The 15,925-nt window shown below is 52.1% G+C and carries 13 protein-coding genes; 3 read left to right on the forward strand and 10 right to left on the reverse strand.

The annotated features are described in order from the left end of the window. The first annotated feature begins 105 nt into the window (after positions 1-105). Together H8L47_RS10435 and H8L47_RS10440 are read left to right on the forward strand one after the other, a co-directional pair. Positions 106-4,176 carry a response regulator gene (locus tag H8L47_RS10435; RefSeq protein ID WP_230413694.1) on the forward strand — a complete coding sequence of 1,357 codons (4,071 nt, stop codon included), beginning with the start codon at positions 106-108 and terminating at the stop codon, positions 4,174-4,176. Between the two features lie 430 nt (positions 4,177-4,606). After that, a complete protein-coding gene (locus H8L47_RS10440) occupies positions 4,607-5,551 on the forward strand; it encodes a GGDEF domain-containing response regulator (protein WP_186953538.1) in 945 nt (314 codons plus the stop codon). Positions 5,552-5,692: 141 nt separating this feature from the next. On the opposite strand, the gene H8L47_RS10445 is transcribed toward H8L47_RS10440, so the two are convergent. The 5 genes from H8L47_RS10445 to H8L47_RS10465 form a co-directional block, all read right to left on the reverse strand. After that, positions 5,693-6,031 carry a hypothetical protein gene (locus H8L47_RS10445; RefSeq protein ID WP_186953539.1) on the reverse strand — a complete coding sequence of 113 codons (339 nt, stop codon included), beginning with the start codon at positions 6,029-6,031 and terminating at the stop codon, positions 5,693-5,695. 75 nt (positions 6,032-6,106) lie between these two features. Then, entirely contained in the window at positions 6,107-6,430 is a 324-nt protein-coding gene (locus H8L47_RS10450) for a hypothetical protein (protein ID WP_186953540.1), read from the reverse strand. A 466-nt stretch (positions 6,431-6,896) separates the two neighbouring features. Beyond that, the gene (locus tag H8L47_RS10455; protein ID WP_186953541.1) at positions 6,897-7,649 is read right to left on the reverse strand and encodes a hypothetical protein; all 753 of its coding nucleotides are present in this window, start codon (positions 7,647-7,649) and stop codon (positions 6,897-6,899) included. Further along, positions 7,646-8,461, reverse strand: coding sequence for a hypothetical protein (locus H8L47_RS10460; protein ID WP_186953542.1), 816 nt, complete (start codon positions 8,459-8,461; stop codon positions 7,646-7,648). Before H8L47_RS10460 ends, H8L47_RS10455 begins: the two co-directional genes overlap by 4 nt. Beyond that, on the reverse strand, positions 8,458-9,318 hold the full coding sequence (locus H8L47_RS10465) for an ATP-binding cassette domain-containing protein (RefSeq protein WP_186953543.1): 861 nt from the start codon (positions 9,316-9,318) through the stop codon (positions 8,458-8,460). The genes H8L47_RS10460 and H8L47_RS10465 overlap by 4 nt, the downstream gene beginning before the upstream one ends. 291 nt (positions 9,319-9,609) lie before the next feature. Between H8L47_RS10465 and H8L47_RS10470 the strand changes: the two genes are divergently transcribed. Continuing rightward, the gene (locus H8L47_RS10470; RefSeq protein WP_186953544.1) at positions 9,610-9,852 is read left to right on the forward strand and encodes a hypothetical protein; all 243 of its coding nucleotides are present in this window, start codon (positions 9,610-9,612) and stop codon (positions 9,850-9,852) included. 16 nt (positions 9,853-9,868) lie between these two features. Here H8L47_RS10470 and H8L47_RS10475 read toward each other — a convergent pair whose 3' ends face one another. The 5 genes from H8L47_RS10475 to H8L47_RS10495 all read right to left on the reverse strand — a co-directional run bounded on the left by H8L47_RS10475 (position 9,869) and on the right by H8L47_RS10495 (position 15,624). Next, positions 9,869-11,188: an energy transducer TonB gene (locus tag H8L47_RS10475; RefSeq protein ID WP_186953545.1), complete on the reverse strand. Its 1,320-nt coding sequence runs from the start codon at positions 11,186-11,188 to the stop codon at positions 9,869-9,871. Positions 11,189-11,524: 336 nt separating this feature from the next. After that, positions 11,525-11,887: a hypothetical protein gene (locus H8L47_RS10480; protein WP_186953546.1), complete on the reverse strand. Its 363-nt coding sequence runs from the start codon at positions 11,885-11,887 to the stop codon at positions 11,525-11,527. A 557-nt stretch (positions 11,888-12,444) separates the two neighbouring features. Next, a complete protein-coding gene (locus H8L47_RS10485; protein ID WP_186953547.1) occupies positions 12,445-12,771 on the reverse strand; it encodes a hypothetical protein in 327 nt (108 codons plus the stop codon). 27 nt (positions 12,772-12,798) lie between these two features. Continuing rightward, positions 12,799-14,046 (reverse strand): amino acid--tRNA ligase-related protein, encoded by a 1,248-nt coding sequence (locus tag H8L47_RS10490; protein WP_186953548.1) that lies wholly within the window; start codon positions 14,044-14,046, stop codon positions 12,799-12,801. A 426-nt stretch (positions 14,047-14,472) separates the two neighbouring features. Continuing rightward, positions 14,473-15,624, reverse strand: a complete 1,152-nt coding sequence (locus tag H8L47_RS10495; RefSeq protein ID WP_186953549.1) for a serine hydrolase domain-containing protein — start codon at positions 15,622-15,624, stop codon at positions 14,473-14,475. Positions 15,625-15,925: the final 301 nt, after the last annotated feature.

Genomic DNA, 15,925 nt, shown 5'->3' on the forward strand with positions numbered 1-15,925 from the left:
CTTGCAGCAAGATGCTGTAATTCTCACAAGAAAATCGAGTAAACTTAAGCGACAACAATATTGCCAGCCCGCTTTACGCTGCCCCACAACCGGAGAACATGCTTGATGACAGCCCAGCAGAATCCCATGTCTGCCGCCAGGGTATTGCTGCCGGCCAGCCTCTGGTTTTTTGTGCTGGCGGTGGCAGGCATGTGGCTGACGCGGGGTGAAAACCAGGTGTCCATCTTGTGGTTTGCCAATGCGCTGGCTGTGGCTTATATGCACGGCCAGGGGCGCAGGCGGCAATTGCAGATACTGGCACTGACCATGGTCGCCAGCCTGGCAGCCAACCTGCTGACGGGCAATAACCTGGCGGTATCTACCCTGTACACGCTTGCCAATGCCGCAGAGGTAGCGCTGGTCAGCTATACCATACGCCATGCCGGGCTGGCTCAGGACTTTGAACATTCCAGCAGCGATATGCTGAAAATGATACTGCTGGGTTTTTTGCTGCCCTGCGCCTGCAGTGCCACGCTGGCCGCAGCACTGGTGGCCTGGGTGGGTCTGGGCGAGTTTGAACTGATTTTCACTGGCTGGTATGTATCGGCCTCACTGGGCCTGATCCTGATTTATCCGCTGGTGCGCAGGATGCGGCTGCAAGCGGCGCCCGCCTGGGCCAGCCGCATCGACTGGCAACGCTTTGCCCGCTATGCCTTGCCTATACTGGTACTGGTGGTGGTCGCGCTGCTGTATCTGCCGCTGCCCTTTCTCTACATCCTGGTGGCACTGACTTTTGCTACCCACAGGCTCAATTTTGATGAAGCCCACTTGCTGACCGTGCTGGCCATCACCTGCCTGGGCCTGATGCTGAGCCTTGGCCATGTCATGCCCCTGGGTGGCGTGGCACGCTGGCAATTATTGTTTGTCTATCTGCCCATCCTGATTACTTCGGTGCCGCCGATGCTGATGGCGGCAGCGCGCAATGAAAACCAGATCAGGGAAGCCGAGCGGCAGCGGTTTTCTGAAGAGCTGCAAAAGAGCAAGCAATCGCTGCAATCCACCATCGACCATATGCCGGCGATGATAGGCTACTGGGACCAGAAATTGCATAATCATTTTGCCAATGCCGCTTACGAAAAATGGTTTGGCCTCACGCCAGATCAGATACGCGGCATGCATATCAGCGAAGTGTTAGGGCCGGCAATATATGAACAAAACTCAGCGCACATGCACGCTGCGCTGGCAGGCGAGGCGCGTATTTTTGAGCGCTCTATCGTTGACGGCGATGGCAAGCTGCACAATGCCCTGACCCACTATACCCCGCACATAGTCAAAGGCAAGGTGCAGGGGTTCTATGTTTTCGCATCCGATATCACGCCATTGAAAGAAGCGCAGCTGCAAGAAAATCGTGCCCAGGCCAAATTTGCCAGCGTGATCGAGGCTGCCAGTGAATTTGCCATCATCACCACTGACATGGTGGGCACGATCACGCTCTTTAGCAAGGGTGCCGAGCGCATGCTTGGCTATGGCGCAGACGAGCTGGTGAATTTGCACACCCCCGCCATACTCCATCTCCAGGAAGAACTCAGGGCAAGGGGTGAACAACTCACCGCCGAGCTTGGTTACCCTGTAGAAGGCTTTGAAGTCTTTGTCGCCAAGGCCAGGCGCGGCTTGCCGCAAAGCCAGCAGTGGACCTTTATCAGCAAGCAGGGCCAGCATATTCCGGTCAATCTGGTGATCAGCAATATCCATGACGAGCATCAGCAAACCATCGGTTTTTTAGGCATTGCGACCGACATCAGCCGCCAGAAACAACTGGAATCCTCGCTGATTGCCGCACGCGACCAGGCGGAGATGGCCAGCCGCACCAAATCAGAATTCCTGGCCAATATGAGCCATGAAATCCGCACGCCCATGAATGCCGTGCTGGGTATGAGCTATTTGCTGGGCCAGACTGATCTGAACGCTAACCAGCGCAATTATCTGGACATGATACGTTCATCCGGCCAGTCCCTGCTGGGCATATTGAACGACATTCTGGATATCTCAAAAATAGAAGCAGGCCGCATAGAATTGTCACCCACACGCTTTCACCTGAAAGATGTACTCAGCGCCCTGGCCAATATGATGTCCGTCAATGTCGGCGAGAAACAACTGGAATTATCGATGGGCATAGACACCGCCGTGCCGAGGGAACTGATCGGTGACGCGCTGCGACTGCAACAAGTGCTCATCAACATCACCGGCAATGCCATCAAGTTTACCGAACAGGGTGAAGTATCGCTACTGGTGCAGTTGAACCCTCAGGAAGCCCAGACTGGTGACCGCTTGCTGGTGCAGTTCATTATCCGCGACACAGGCATAGGCATGTCGGCCGAGCAAATCAGCCGCCTGTTCAGTGCCTTTGAGCAAGCCGATGCCTCCACCTCGCGCCGCTTTGGCGGCACCGGCCTGGGCCTGGCGATCTCAAAACGCCTGCTGGATTTGATGGGTGGCGAGATCAGCGTGCAAAGCCAGGAAGGTACGGGCACCGAATTTGTCGTCAGCGTGCCCATGCAAGTCGCCCCGCCGCTGGCAGACGACAGCAAACCCGCCAGCCTGACAACGAGCAGCAGCCAGGCGCGCAAAATTCTGGTCGTCGATGACAATGCCACCAGCCGCAGCTATATCGCCAAAACCATACAAGCCTGGGGCTGGCAGGCAGACACCGCCAGTTCTGGTGAGCAGGCCCTGCAAAAAGTCCGCGAACATCTGGCGCACATGCACGACCCCGACTATGACTATTGTGCCATTCTGATCGACTGGCACATGCCAGGCCAGGATGGCCTGACGACCCTGGCAGCCATCAAAGCCCTGCTTGCCAGCCAGCAAATCCCCCTGATATTGATGACTAGTGCCTATGACCGCAGCGCCCTGAACATGGATGGAAAACCCGATGCCCCCGATGCAGTGCTGCTCAAACCGGTGACCGGTTCCAGCCTCTATGATGTGCTGCAAGAAACCAGCCACCATCTGCAGCATGCTACGCCCCTGGCCACAGCCAACCTGAATAGCGCCCCGGTTGTGATAGGCACTGGCAGCTTCACCGGCAAACAAATCTTGCTGGTAGAAGACAATTACTTCAACCAGATCGTCGCCACCAAAATCCTGGAGCAAACCGGTGCCGTGGTCAAACTGGCCAATAACGGCAGCGAAGCGGTAGAAATCATGAAAAGCGCGGCCGGGCAATTCGACCTGGTGCTGATGGACGTGCAAATGCCCGTCATGGATGGCTGGACCGCCACCGACATCCTGCGCAATGAGCTGGCCATGAACCTGCCTATCCTGGCCATGACCGCAGGCGTGATGACCTCAGAACGCGAACACTGTCTGGCCGCCGGCATGAACGACGTCATCTCCAAACCAATAGACATAGACCAGATGCTGGCCGCGCTGGCACGTTACCTCTCACCAGCCCAAGCTGCCACCCCGGCCCCCTCGCCTGCCCTGCCACCTGTCCTGCCAACTGTCAGCAACCAGCCTGCCAGCCATATCCCGCCGATAACAAACGCAGACGCAGACAGCAGGCCCACATCCAGCCAGCCAGCCATCACCAGCACTGCCTTTGATCCAGCCAAACTCATGGCCCTGGCCAAGGGTAATCCCGCGCTCATCAAGACCCTGTCCGGCGTGATACAAAACATGATGAATCATGCCAGCGACGACTTTGCCCTGGCCATCAGCCACTGGCAGCAAGGCGACACCCAGCAAGCTGCACGCGGTCTGCACACCCTGCGCGGCAGCATAGGCACCCTGGGCGCCAAGGACTTTGCCCAGGCCGCACTGGCACTGGAAAACGCCATCGTCCAGCAAGACCAGGCCCGTCTACCCGAGCTGCTGAAAGTCGCCCAGGCGCAATTGCAACTGACCATCGACAGCGTACAAGCCTGGCTGCAGGCACAAAATAATGACCAGGCTGCAAGGCCACCACAAATCACGCAACTTAGCCCGGCGCAATTGCAAGAATTCAAGACCCTGCTGCAAGACCAGAACATGAAAGCCAGTTCCCTCTACAAGGAACTGCAAGCCAGCCTGCAACAAGACTGGTCTGCCGAACGCCAGCAAGCCATGGAAAATTCCATGCTGGCGCTGGACTTTGCAACAGCCCTTGATTTACTAGGGCGTGCTGACATATCTTTTAGTCAAGCGAATGGGTGAGAAACCTTGCCTGGCTAGGCGTGCGGAGCGCTGCTTGGCGAGCCAAGTGAGCGACGCACAACAACGCCAGGCGAGGTTTCTGGCCCATTCCCTCCGGGTTCCACCTAGGCGGCCCCCACCATATCGCACGCTGGACTGCGTTGCGTGTCTTGTCAGGGGCACCAGCCCTGACTGCACCACCCTTGCAGGGCGCATGTGCGCTGGTAAGCGCACATCGTTGCGCAGGCAGGCGGCATGCCGCCCGCAACCCCTGCTCCACCACATTGCCAGCCCGCGATATGGGGGGAACGCTTTGTCTAAAAGATATGTCAACACGCCCTAAAGCCCAGCACGTAAATAACAGCGCGGCTTAATATCAACAAAAAGGATTGCATCAAGCGCAACAGGTGCTATTCTGGAAAATACCGACTGCAGTATTATTGACACTGACATGGCGACACTAAAATATCTGGCATCCCTGACAAACAATCAAGAATTCTTGTCACGCCGCCCCAACATACTCATCGTTGATGACCAGGTGATCACTATCCAGACCCTCACCCAGATTTTTGCTGACGACCATGAAGTCTTCATGGCCACCAGCGGCCAGAAGGCCCTGGAATTTTGCATGAAAACCCCGCCCGACCTGATCTTGCTTGATATCATGATGCCCGACATGGATGGCCTCGAAGTCTGCGCCCGCCTCAAGCAAGACGAACTGACTGCCGACATCCCCGTGCTGTTTGTCACCTCCCAAAACGACTCGGCAGAAGAATCACGCGCACTCATGGCGGGCGGCATCGATTTCATCAGCAAACCCGTCAACCCGGATGTGGTGCGCGCCCGCGTCAAGACCCATATCACCCTCAAACTGCAACACGACCTGTTAAAAGAACTGGTGTTTACTGACCCCCTGACAGGTTTGCCCAACCGACGCAGCTTTGACAATTCCTTCGACAAGGAATGGCGGCATTGCCAGCGTTATGGCAAACCCCTGGCCATCCTCATGATCGATATCGATTTTTTCAAACAATACAATGACCACTATGGCCATCAGCATGGCGATATCTGCCTGGCCGCTGTTGCCGCCTGCCTTGACGCCAGCTTCCGCCGCCCACATGACGTGGTAGCCCGCTATGGCGGTGAAGAATTCATCTGCCTCATGTCAGAATGCGAACTCGACGCCGCCGTCAGCAAGGCCGAGACCTTGCTGCACGCCATCATCGAACAAGAGATACCTCACATCACCTCCAGAGTCTGCGAGATGATCACCATCAGCATAGGCGTGGCCGCCACCGTGCCCGGCAACAGCCAGGACCAAGCCACCCTCATCACCGCCGCTGACAAAAAATTGTACGCAGCCAAGCAGGCGGGGCGTAACCGGGTTGAGAGTTGAGCGTTGACGATAAGAAAAAGCACTGCCCGGCGCATTGCATTTCAAAGCAATCGATACAAAAAAATCGACGTACTATCCAGATGAATAGCACGTCGATCTTTTCAAGCGCAACCCTCATCACAAGGGTGCAGGCTTAGCGGCTTATTTCGATGCTGCTGGCGCGGCGGCTGCTGGTGTTGCTGCCTTGGCTTCGTCCGCTTTCTTGTCTTTCTTCGCATGCTTTTCCTGCTTGGCATGCTTGACTGCTTTTTCTACCGCTGGCTTGGCTTCTACCGCTGGCTTGGCTTCTGCTGTTGTTGTCGCTGTCGTTGCTGCGGCAGCCTTCACAGCCGGTGCGGGTGTGCTGGCCACGGCAGATGCAGAGGCCGCAGCGACTGGTGCAGTTGCTGTTGCAGCCTTAGCTGGTGCTGCTGGCGTTTGTGCAAATGCACTACCCATCAAAACGGTAGAAGCGATCAGTGCGGTCATGAGCTTGTTCATTTTTTATATCCTGGTGTGGTGGTGTTTTTTTCCGGCAGCATTTTGCTGCCGGTATTCATATGATTGCGTTAAAACTTATTTCGAAGCGGCGCTGGCAGAGGCAGAAGCAGAGGCTGCTTTCACTTCTTTCTTGGCGCTCTTGTCAGCTTTAGCTGGCTTGGCTGGTTTGGCTTCTGGCGTAGTAGCAGGTACCGTTGCTGCTGGAGTAGAAGCTGCTGCCGATGCCGACGCTGCCATCACTTTTGCAGCCGGAGCAGATTTTGCGACGCTGGCGGCTGCGGCAGAAGCTGCTGGCGCTGGCTTGGCCGACGCTGCTGCGCTGGCGCTGGCTGGCGTTTGTGCAAATGCGCTACCCATAACAACTGTGGAAGCGATGATGGCGGTGATCAGTTTGTTCATGATATGTTTTCCTATTTGTTTGGGTTACTTGCTTTTGTTTTGCTGATTTTTTTGTTTCGTAGTCAGCCTACGTAAGCCAAAAACGCCATCCAGGGACTTTGCGTTGACGCAAAAAACCACATCCTGTGCAGCTTAGTGTTGTTGTTCTAAACCGCATGTCACCTGTCAACCGTTTGCACTGCTCATGCGTTACGCGCGTAGGAACATGAATAAATCAAGACCTCGCAGCACAAAAAAAATTGAGACGCACAGAAAAAAAACGACGCCTGCTTTATGCATGACGTCGTTTTGTTTTTTGGGAAATCGATTTCCCGTTGAGCTGGTGCGTTGTAACGCAGCGCACTAAAGCGCACACCTTGCGACTGTCACCACGGGCATTACTCTGTGGCCGTTCTGTACCTCTATGGTGAGTTCTTTGGTCCAGACCTTCATCACGCGAGTGCTGAACCGCAGAAGCACAATTACCTCACCTTGGACCACCTTGAAAACGGGCTGTTTCAAAAAATGCGCGGCGTCCTGTGATGACAACCTCTTCACCAATCATGAGCAGGGTTTCTTGTGGCTTTATCTCGCTTGAAAAATCCAGGCTGCCATACAGCATGTTCACTTCCAGCTTGCCGATCTGGACTTGCTCACCAAGATGAAAACTACCGGTGCAACACTTGTCTTTTTTTAATTCCTGGCAAGTCGATGCAAGTTTGAGTCGTTTCACAGACAGTTGTTGCAGGTTCACTTGTGGCACACAGTCTGTCATTTCCAGGCTCAGTTCCGTTGTCGATGTTGGCAAGCGGCCAGAGATATCAAGGCTGTTGACACCAGAGAATTCCAGCTTGTTGACAGAAGCAGGCAAGAGGATTTGAACTTCGTTGTGCGAATAATCCCCCGGTGTCACACCTCTTTCCAGCGTGATATTGATGACCCCATCAGCCGCATCTCCGCGCACGGACATACCCAGGCTTTGATTATTGACGGAGACCTGAGAAATCTCCGGATCAAAAATCAGCTTGATATTCCTGGCGACAAAGTTCGCATCCGGCTTGCGTATAACCAGCCTGTCACCACTGCCAACCACAAACTGTTGTCCAGACTTGTGCAAGTCTATCTCATGTGAGCTCAGCTCTTTTTTCTGTTGCTTCAGCAAGGAATTGCCAACAAAATACCAGACCACGGCAAACACAAACAACCACAAACCCAATTTGGGCAATGAGCGAGGTATCATGCGACCTCCCGTTCTTTGATATGAAAGTACAAGGCTGCCCACAACAACGCTGGCAAACCCAGCCAGAGAGCCAGTGACAGCCCATATTCCGATGTGCTGTACGTCTGGACTTCATCAAAATTCAAAGCGAATATCCCCAGTTGCGGCAAGGTTTCCGTCCATATGGAAATGATGAACAGTAAGAACAAAACCAGCAAGGTGCGCAACACGGGCGAGCGCTTGAAGTAAGCAGTCCCGCTGGCGATAAACGCCTGCGCCGTCGACAATATCACAAAGAAAAATACTTGCCCGGTCATGAACATTCTCGCATCTTTGCTGCTCACCTCTGCCAATTGCGTTGTCAGAAGGGGGAAGTAAACACGAAAATCATAGTTACAGCTTTCACAACTGCCCGCTTGAAAAGCCATCGCCTTGGCCACCTGGACGGCAGGATAATTCAATAGCATGTATAGCAAGGTGTAAGCTAGCGGATAAAACACGCTGATCACCAAAAACGCCATCAGCCACTTTTCAAACACGGATGCAGGGCGCATCAGCGCGACCAGGCTGGCACCAGGATTAAGCAGGTACTTGAAATAGCGCCCCGCAAAAATTATGCCCGAAAAAAACAAACCCGTGAGATACCATTGCATCTGTCCCACAAACTGAAACTGCCTGAGTAAAGTATGTCTGTCACTACTGAAAAAGATCGCCATAAAAATCAAATCCAGCATTACCAGCACCGCAACAAACCAGGCATACTCGCGCCATTTTTCGGCCCAGTGTGCGCGTAGCAAACGGCCAAAGCGCGTGGGACTAAAAAAATTGTTCATGATGGTTTTCCCGTCTCGGTCTGTACACTCGCCACGGCATCAAGCACACCCTGCTTGTTCATGCTGAGAGCCTTGTAAAGCAGCTCAAGGTTGACTACACCTGGCGCGGTATCTCGATTGCACGCCACATACGCCCATTGATTTCCCAGTGCCTCTTGATAAATGGCACCTGCTACATCTGCCTGATTATCCGTCACCCCCAGGTAGAGGCTGCGTTGCAGTGTTTGCATGCTGGCCGACAGGGCAAGTTTGCCGCCATCCACAAACAAGACATGGCTCATCAGGCTTTCCAGATCATGCGCCTGGTGGGTGCTGATGATAACCATGCGGTCGGCATGTTCTTTGCCGCTCAGTATTTTTTTAAACTGTGAACGCCCGACGATGTCGAGGCCATTGGTAGGTTCGTCCATGAGCAATAAGGGCGTGTGGGTTGCCAGTGCAAAGGCAATAACCGCTTTTTTCTTTTGCCCCAGGCTCATCGCTGCAAAGCTTTTGTCACGTGGGATTTCAAAAATCTCGGCATAGCTTAAAAAGTCATTGCCAGAAAATCGCGGATAAAACGGTGCATGGGTTTTATATAACACCGCCAGGCTGATATCCGGGAGATGAAACTCTTCCGGCACCACATACACTTGTTCCAGAAACGCAGGCAAGCGCGCCGCTGGTTTAAATCCCAGCACCTCCACCGCTCCCCCATGCGGGAACAGCAAACCCGCCAGCACCTTGAGCAGCGTCGATTTACCACTGCCATTGCGGCCAAACAAACCATACACCCCAGGCTGTGTCAGTTGCAGCGAGAAATCCTCATAGACACTCTTGCGCCCATATTCAAATTGTAGTTCTGTGACTTTGATCATCTGTTTCCTGTTGACGCCTATGTAAAGACCTGACAATCGCCTGCGCAGTTTGGCACCTATTTCATCCGCGCCAAACCGAATCACCCGGAAAGCAAAATCAGTTATTATTTCCGTGCGCGCACTTTACTTGAAAAACTCTGGCGCAGTAAGAACGAGAGTTTATTATCATTTGGCATCCTGGTGAGACTTTATGCAGACACTATTTGCAATAGATAGCCTCACTCATCCGGAAACAAAATACTGGCACTTGGCAAATAGAAGTTGGATATCAAGACAGGTGGGATAATCTAGTTGGTCGGCACTATCTGCGTCATCGCCATCGTCGTGCTGACCTTGGTACTATCCACTGTGCCAGAGTCACACAGCCCTGCTCTGCATGGCACCGCGACGCTCACGCATGTTGAAATGAATGCCAGCCATATACTGATTAGCGGCCAGTTTCTGGGATTTTTATGCCAGCAAATGGCAAGAAGTAAGTTTTTTGCGATACAAGAGTTGCCTTGTAACGCACCCGACTGGTTGCCTGTCCCGTAACAAGAATACTGGTGCACTATTGTGACAAGCTGACTATATTTTTATCGGCAGGCTGTTTGCGGACAAAACGCACACTTGCCCTATTTCCCCTTACTTCACCATCAATGACCGTTGGTATAAACCTGCACTTTTCGAGTATGCCGATCAGTTCACCGTACAAGTTTCCCTCATTTTTGAAATTTCCACCACGGAAACCATAGGGCTTTCCATCAACATCGATCTTGAAGTTGATTTCATTTTCCTGAGGTTTGGCAGTAGTGAATTCCATGTCAAAAATGTCGGATTGATAGCTGGATTCGATTAACTCTGGCTTTGGGTAGGGCTTACCACCAGGATTGACCTTCCAGTCATATTCGTAATACGCCCATCCCGCAACAGGGCGTCCTTCAAATGTTGCCACATTAAATTTGCATTGGGCTATTGCATAGAGTGCCATATCATCCAGCCGCTTCCAGTCACTGCTGATGGATGCATATTTGCCTATCACCTCACCATCTTCTGCGATCAGGAATTTCAAGCTCATTGAACCCTCCATCGCGTATCGGGTAGTTTCAGGCGGGAAAGGCGGGTTCTTGCAACTCTCTTTGACCAGCTCAGCAGCTTTGTACTTTGGGTTGAGCGCCACCTGCCATATGATATTCGGCGGGTTCAATACCTCTTTCATATCCACTTCCACCTGCTTTGCCAGATCATCACGTTTCGTCTCTTGATAAACCTTGATCAGATCAAGCACTGCGTTTTTCTTGTATGAATTGTCCAGCCCAAATTCTCGCTTTACCTTGTTAAGATAAACGGCCAACCTCAAATAATTCTCGGCTTTATCCCATTCTCTTTGACGCACATACACCTTGCCAAGGAAGGCAAATTCCTCATCCAGGCGAGTTGCCCTTACACTGCCGCTGTTCTTCCCAAAAATCTCAATCGCCTGCAGTGAGGCTTGCTCTGCTTCAGCAAGCTTCTCCTGCAACAAGAGCAGTTCTGCATACATGTGCAGAAAATTGGCATAAGATTGCCCTGTCAATTGTGGATGTATCTCTCTAAAAGCCAATATCTGTGAGCAAACTTTTTGTGCCTGGTCAAGTTGCCTGGACTTGATATGCAATTCCATTTTTTGGGTAAGAACCCTGAACAGTAACAGAGGAGAAGTAGTTTGCACCTTATCCGCGATGACCAGAGCCTGCTGGTTCAATGACAGACTGTTCTCAATATTCGCTGGAATGCGGGAGGACTCCTTCGCCGCCGTCGAGATCAGTTCATTGACATTGCCAGCCGTATCAGCATACGTAGCGTTTGACAGTAGCAGAGCCAGGGCAGGTACAAGGGGGAAATTCTTCATATTAGAAAAGTTTTTAAAAGAAGGAGACGCATACAGGTCAGCATTCATGATAAGCAGAGCCTATGCAAGGGCCTTACTTTTTGGGAATTGTAGAAATTAAATTGACCTGGATCTTAACATCTATAGCGGGTCAAAAAGTCCTGAGAAGGCAGTAAATTTTTCAGGTACCAATTGGCCATGACCATGGGCGCAGATTCAAACTCTCGCCTCATGACTGCCAACGCTGGTCACACTGCCCACCTTGACTTAAGCCCATTAAAGGTCTGCCTGGGCGGCGCGTTGTAAAGCCACCCCTACTGAATGCGAGGCGCATGGTGAGCCAATTTTCTGAATGCATTATTCCTGCACAATACCTCTGCTAACATACCCTTGCCGGTAATTCCGCATCGGCATAGTTACATAGACCAGCCCCTGGTCCGACACCAAAGACACTTCATCAGTCGCTTTGTTGAATTTCACCAGAAGCTGCGCATCAGCCGATTTGGGCAAAAGTATGCTCCTGGTAACCGACATCAGATTGCAATAGTCATCACCGCAAGCATAGATATAGGCATCAATGAGAGGCAGTCCGCTGCCAACCAGATGAAATACCCCAAGCAGATAAGATTTTCTGTCCAGATTGACTCTTTGCGTCACATGCGGCAACTTGTCCTGATTTTTTTCCAGCCACACCTCCAGTTTTTCTTCAGCAGAACTCATGGACGGAAAAAGAAGAAATGATTCTGCTCTCACTTGTGATGTAAGAGTCAGTAAAAATACAAAAGGCAATATTATTCTATGCATAAATCAATCTACAAAATCCAAGTTTATCCGTACTAACTACTATCACTATTACTTGAGCGGAAACGTCCAAAGCACTTTCTGCATATTGCCAGGCAACTCCCATACCTCAGTAGACAACGCTTGACCTGATCGTTGGCATTCCTTGACTAACGTGCCAGCTACCACATTCACCAGACCGCTCGTTCTTGAAAACAAATAGAAAAATCAGGTCCCGGTGCAACCGCATAGACTGGCCAGCCAAATTCTTTTTCCACTTTGGCTTTTAATTCCTGCATCAGCAACACCTTGCAAGGCACTGGCACATCTATCATGCCGAGTTTTGTCCATTCACGTCAGCAAAACTCAGCTTGCTTGACTGTGCAATTTTCTCCATGCTCTCGCTCGCTCCTAAGACATCGCATGAATTTCTGAGCATGCCGCACGCGTAATAATTGCTTCGTTTATCGCATTTTCATCATTGCAAAAATTCACTCTCACTTCCCCATCCATTTTTTCAACAAGCGTTTTTTAAGCGATGCACGTTCTTGCGGATTGCATCCTATGCGATTGGCGATATGTTCAGCAGCTTTTTCCTGGCGCGCAAATGGGCGGTACGTGTGGCCGTCCTTGCCAAAGGCCCACACATTGCTGACCTCTCTTTCCAGCACGGGCAGGTGCGCCGCCAGTTCTTCCGGGCTGGCGCTGCGCAAGGCCATGCGCTCGGTCGTGCGCCAGCGGGTATGCCACATCTTTTTATCCTTGCGTTCGCTACTACAGACGGCTCTTCCGCTGATAGGATTAGTGCGATGGCTACGACTCATGGGCTTTACTCTCAAAAAATTCCACATTCACGGCGACAAACGCCCTGGCCCTCGATGGATAAATGTCGCCTCTTTAATGCCGGGCAAGCCCAGGAACAAGGCCGTCAAACGGGCCAGACCAAGGCCAAAGCCACCGTGCGGTGGTGCTGCGAGTTTAAATGATTCCAGATAAAACTCCAGCCCCTTTCCTGTCAGCCCCTTTTCTGCCAGTTGCGCCATCAGGATATCGTACCTGTGCTCGCGTATGGCACCCGTGGTAATTTCAACGCCACGATACAACAACTCAAAACTCCGTGTCAGGCGCTCGCCTTCGCGCATATGGTAGAAGGGTCTCTGCTTCCATGGTACGCGGGTCAGTGCCACCAGCTCATGGCCCTGCTCCTGCATCATCGCGCCCAGCTTTCGTTCTTCCTCAGCACTGAGCGACTCGTCGCCGGATACACCGAGCAAGGCCTGTGCTTCTGCAAATTCAAGCATGATGCAGGGGCCAGGAACCCTCGCTTTGGGATAGTGTAATACCAGCTCTGGCCCCATCCTGGCAATCACTTGCTGCAAGGCGGCAGTGATCATTGCACACTCAAGATCGATGATCTCGACTTCGCTTTTCACCCCTTCGAGTTCCACGTCAAAGGAGATAAACTCGGTCGCGTGGCGCGATGAAAAACTGGGTTCTGCCCTGAACACAGGCCCGACCTCATAAATCTTGCCCAGGCCCGCCATGATGGCAATTTGCTTGTATATCTGCGGTGACTGGGCCAGATAAGCGCGTTCGCCAAAGTATTTCACTTCAAATACTTCGGCCCCTGATTCAGATGGCGCACCCATCAACTTTGGCGAATGTATGCCAATAAAACCCTGATGCCTGAGATAGCTGGTCATTTCCATTTCGATTTCACTTTGCGCTATCAGCGCCAGTGCCTCTTTGCGCTCGCGGAAGCGCGCCGCCGGCCATGCCAGCCTGGCGCCAATTTCACTGTCTGCGGATATTGGCCATTGTATTGTCGGTGACAGCAGTTCTATTGACTCAGCCTGTATCTCAACGCCGCCAGGCGCCTGCGCCGATGCGACTACAGTGCCTTCGACCGCAGCATAGGCCTGATGCATCAATCCCTTCGCTTGCTCACGCGCCGTACCAGATGCCACGACCTGCACTTTGCTCGCGCCCGACTGCAAAATGACAAACGCCATTTTGCTCTGTATGCGGGTAGTCGCCACAAAACCCTCTACTCTGATTCTTTTTCCTGCTTGTACAGCGATTTCCTCGAATGTAAACATGTCCTTCTCCTTGATTGCGGGTTGATAAAAATGCCGCCTTCGGATTCCGGAAATGAAAAAGCCCGGAATCTCCGGGCCTTTTTGAATCGTGGTATTCGCTATTTAATCTGATAATGCGCAGATACAGCGAAACGACTCCAGCCCGAGTTCGAGTTGGAATCATTATTATTAATGCGAGCAAGCAGCAAACCACTGTTCGCGCAGGCAAAGCTACGCAGGGAGCGCGGCTCCGGCGTACTTGCAATGCGTGGATACAAAACAGTTTGCATGGTTACTCTTAAAAGAATTATTGGGTGTCTGCATGAGACAGTGCAACAAGGCTATATCAAGATGATCCAGGCTGTCAATAGCCCTCGCTGATTTACTGCTCTGCAAACCCGGACACGCCTTCCAGAAAGCAGGTGCGTTGTAACACACCCTAATTACCTATTGCCCCGCCACAATCTCCAGCACCGCCGCAATTCGCCCTGCCAGTGGTAACACGCCGGGTTCATAATTCGACAGCACAACCACGGTATAGCCTGCATCGCGATACATTTCGAGTTTGCTGTAGATGCCAGGGAACTGCCCGCTGTGGCCCACGACTTGACCCAGCTTGCCCGAGCTTAGCTCGAAGCCGTATCCATAGCTGCCCTTGTCTGCACGGCCGCCGGTATGGTCTTGCCAGAATAACTGGCGTGTTACTGGCTTGAGCAATTTATCTGCCCGCAACGCATTGGCAAAACGCTGCAAATCATGCACAGTAGAATATGCTGCGCCATAAGGTCCGCCGCGCACAGGTATCAGCAATGTGTTTTCCTTTATGGTCTTCGATGCTGGCAAGCTGAGGTAGCCAGTCGCGAGGTTCTCTGTCCCCTCGTCCCTGACATAGGTGTCGGTACTGAGCATGCCTGCCGCATGGAAAACATGCTGGCGCACATAGTCGTCATAATATTTTCCAGAAACTTTTTCGATAATGACACCCAGTAAAAGCATACCTATATTACTGTACAAATAATTGCTGCCGGGCGTAAACTCTGGCCTTGCGTCGCGCGTAAATGCTTTATAGCCATCCAGGTTTTGCAGCGAAACCAGCTGCCTGTACGGGCTGTTAAAAAACTTGTCATTAAAAATATCGCCCAGGCCAGATGTGTGCGACAGCAACTGGCCTATGGTGATTTTCTTCGCCACTTCAGGTGACAGCCAGCTGGCATCCACATATTTGCTGATCGGGTCGGCATACGACAAACGCCCCGCCTCTGCCAGCTGGCCTATGCCAACTGCAGTAAACATCTTGCCGACCGAGGCCACATTAAACCTGGTACTTAACGTGTTCGCCACACGATAACGCTTGCTGGCCTCTCCACATGCCGCCTCGCTGATGATGCTGTCGCCTTTTGCGACCAGGTAGGCACCAGAAAATTCATCCTTGCTGCAAACCGTACGGAACAATGTTTGCAGCTTGTCTCTGAGTGCTGCTTCCATAGCGGGCGACAGGGCCGTGTTTTTTTCTGGAATTGCAGACGCAGTGGTTTGCCCGGCAACCTGGGACGACAACAGCAAACTCAATATGGCAGGCAGTACATGGTAAGGACGCATTCGTTTCCTTTTCGGGTGCATGGATGAGAAGCGGAAAAAATTTTGTTGACCGCTTTTGTTGACCGCAGTTCATGACGTTGTATATTTTATATGAGTATGCAATTAAAATGAACAGCACCACTCATCTTTATGAGTCACACATGACACTGCAGGGCTTATGTATTTGCCGCTTCATTCATCTCGTAGATACTGTCTTGTGCGGAAAAAATAGGCGTCCTGGATTCAATGCATACCAACCAGCTCGTAGGTACGATTAGCGCAACGTAATCGTACGCATGCAATTGCACAATCTTGTGCGTTA

Source organism: Undibacterium umbellatum (genome assembly GCF_014284125.1).
GTDB classification, from domain to species: Bacteria; Pseudomonadota; Gammaproteobacteria; order Burkholderiales; family Burkholderiaceae_D; genus Undibacterium; species Undibacterium umbellatum.

Bases quoted from the DNA above. Each gene is read 5' to 3' on its own strand.
- H8L47_RS10495 (WP_186953549.1), bottom strand. From the start codon at position 15,624: ATGCGTCCTTACCATGTACTGCCTGCCATATTGAGTTTGCTGTTGTCG.
- H8L47_RS10465 (WP_186953543.1), bottom strand. From the start codon at position 9,318: ATGATCAAAGTCACAGAACTACAATTTGAATATGGGCGCAAGAGTGTC.
- H8L47_RS10490 (WP_186953548.1), bottom strand. From the start codon at position 14,046: ATGTTTACATTCGAGGAAATCGCTGTACAAGCAGGAAAAAGAATCAGA.
- H8L47_RS10455 (WP_186953541.1), bottom strand. From the start codon at position 7,649: ATGATACCTCGCTCATTGCCCAAATTGGGTTTGTGGTTGTTTGTGTTT.
- H8L47_RS10475 (WP_186953545.1), bottom strand. From the start codon at position 11,188: ATGAAGAATTTCCCCCTTGTACCTGCCCTGGCTCTGCTACTGTCAAAC.
- H8L47_RS10445 (WP_186953539.1), bottom strand. From the start codon at position 6,031: ATGAACAAGCTCATGACCGCACTGATCGCTTCTACCGTTTTGATGGGT.
- H8L47_RS10435 (WP_230413694.1), top strand. From the start codon at position 106: ATGACAGCCCAGCAGAATCCCATGTCTGCCGCCAGGGTATTGCTGCCG.
- H8L47_RS10460 (WP_186953542.1), bottom strand. From the start codon at position 8,461: ATGAACAATTTTTTTAGTCCCACGCGCTTTGGCCGTTTGCTACGCGCA.
- H8L47_RS10450 (WP_186953540.1), bottom strand. From the start codon at position 6,430: ATGAACAAACTGATCACCGCCATCATCGCTTCCACAGTTGTTATGGGT.
- H8L47_RS10480 (WP_186953546.1), bottom strand. From the start codon at position 11,887: ATGAGTTCTGCTGAAGAAAAACTGGAGGTGTGGCTGGAAAAAAATCAG.
- H8L47_RS10485 (WP_186953547.1), bottom strand. From the start codon at position 12,771: ATGAGTCGTAGCCATCGCACTAATCCTATCAGCGGAAGAGCCGTCTGT.
- H8L47_RS10440 (WP_186953538.1), top strand. From the start codon at position 4,607: ATGGCGACACTAAAATATCTGGCATCCCTGACAAACAATCAAGAATTC.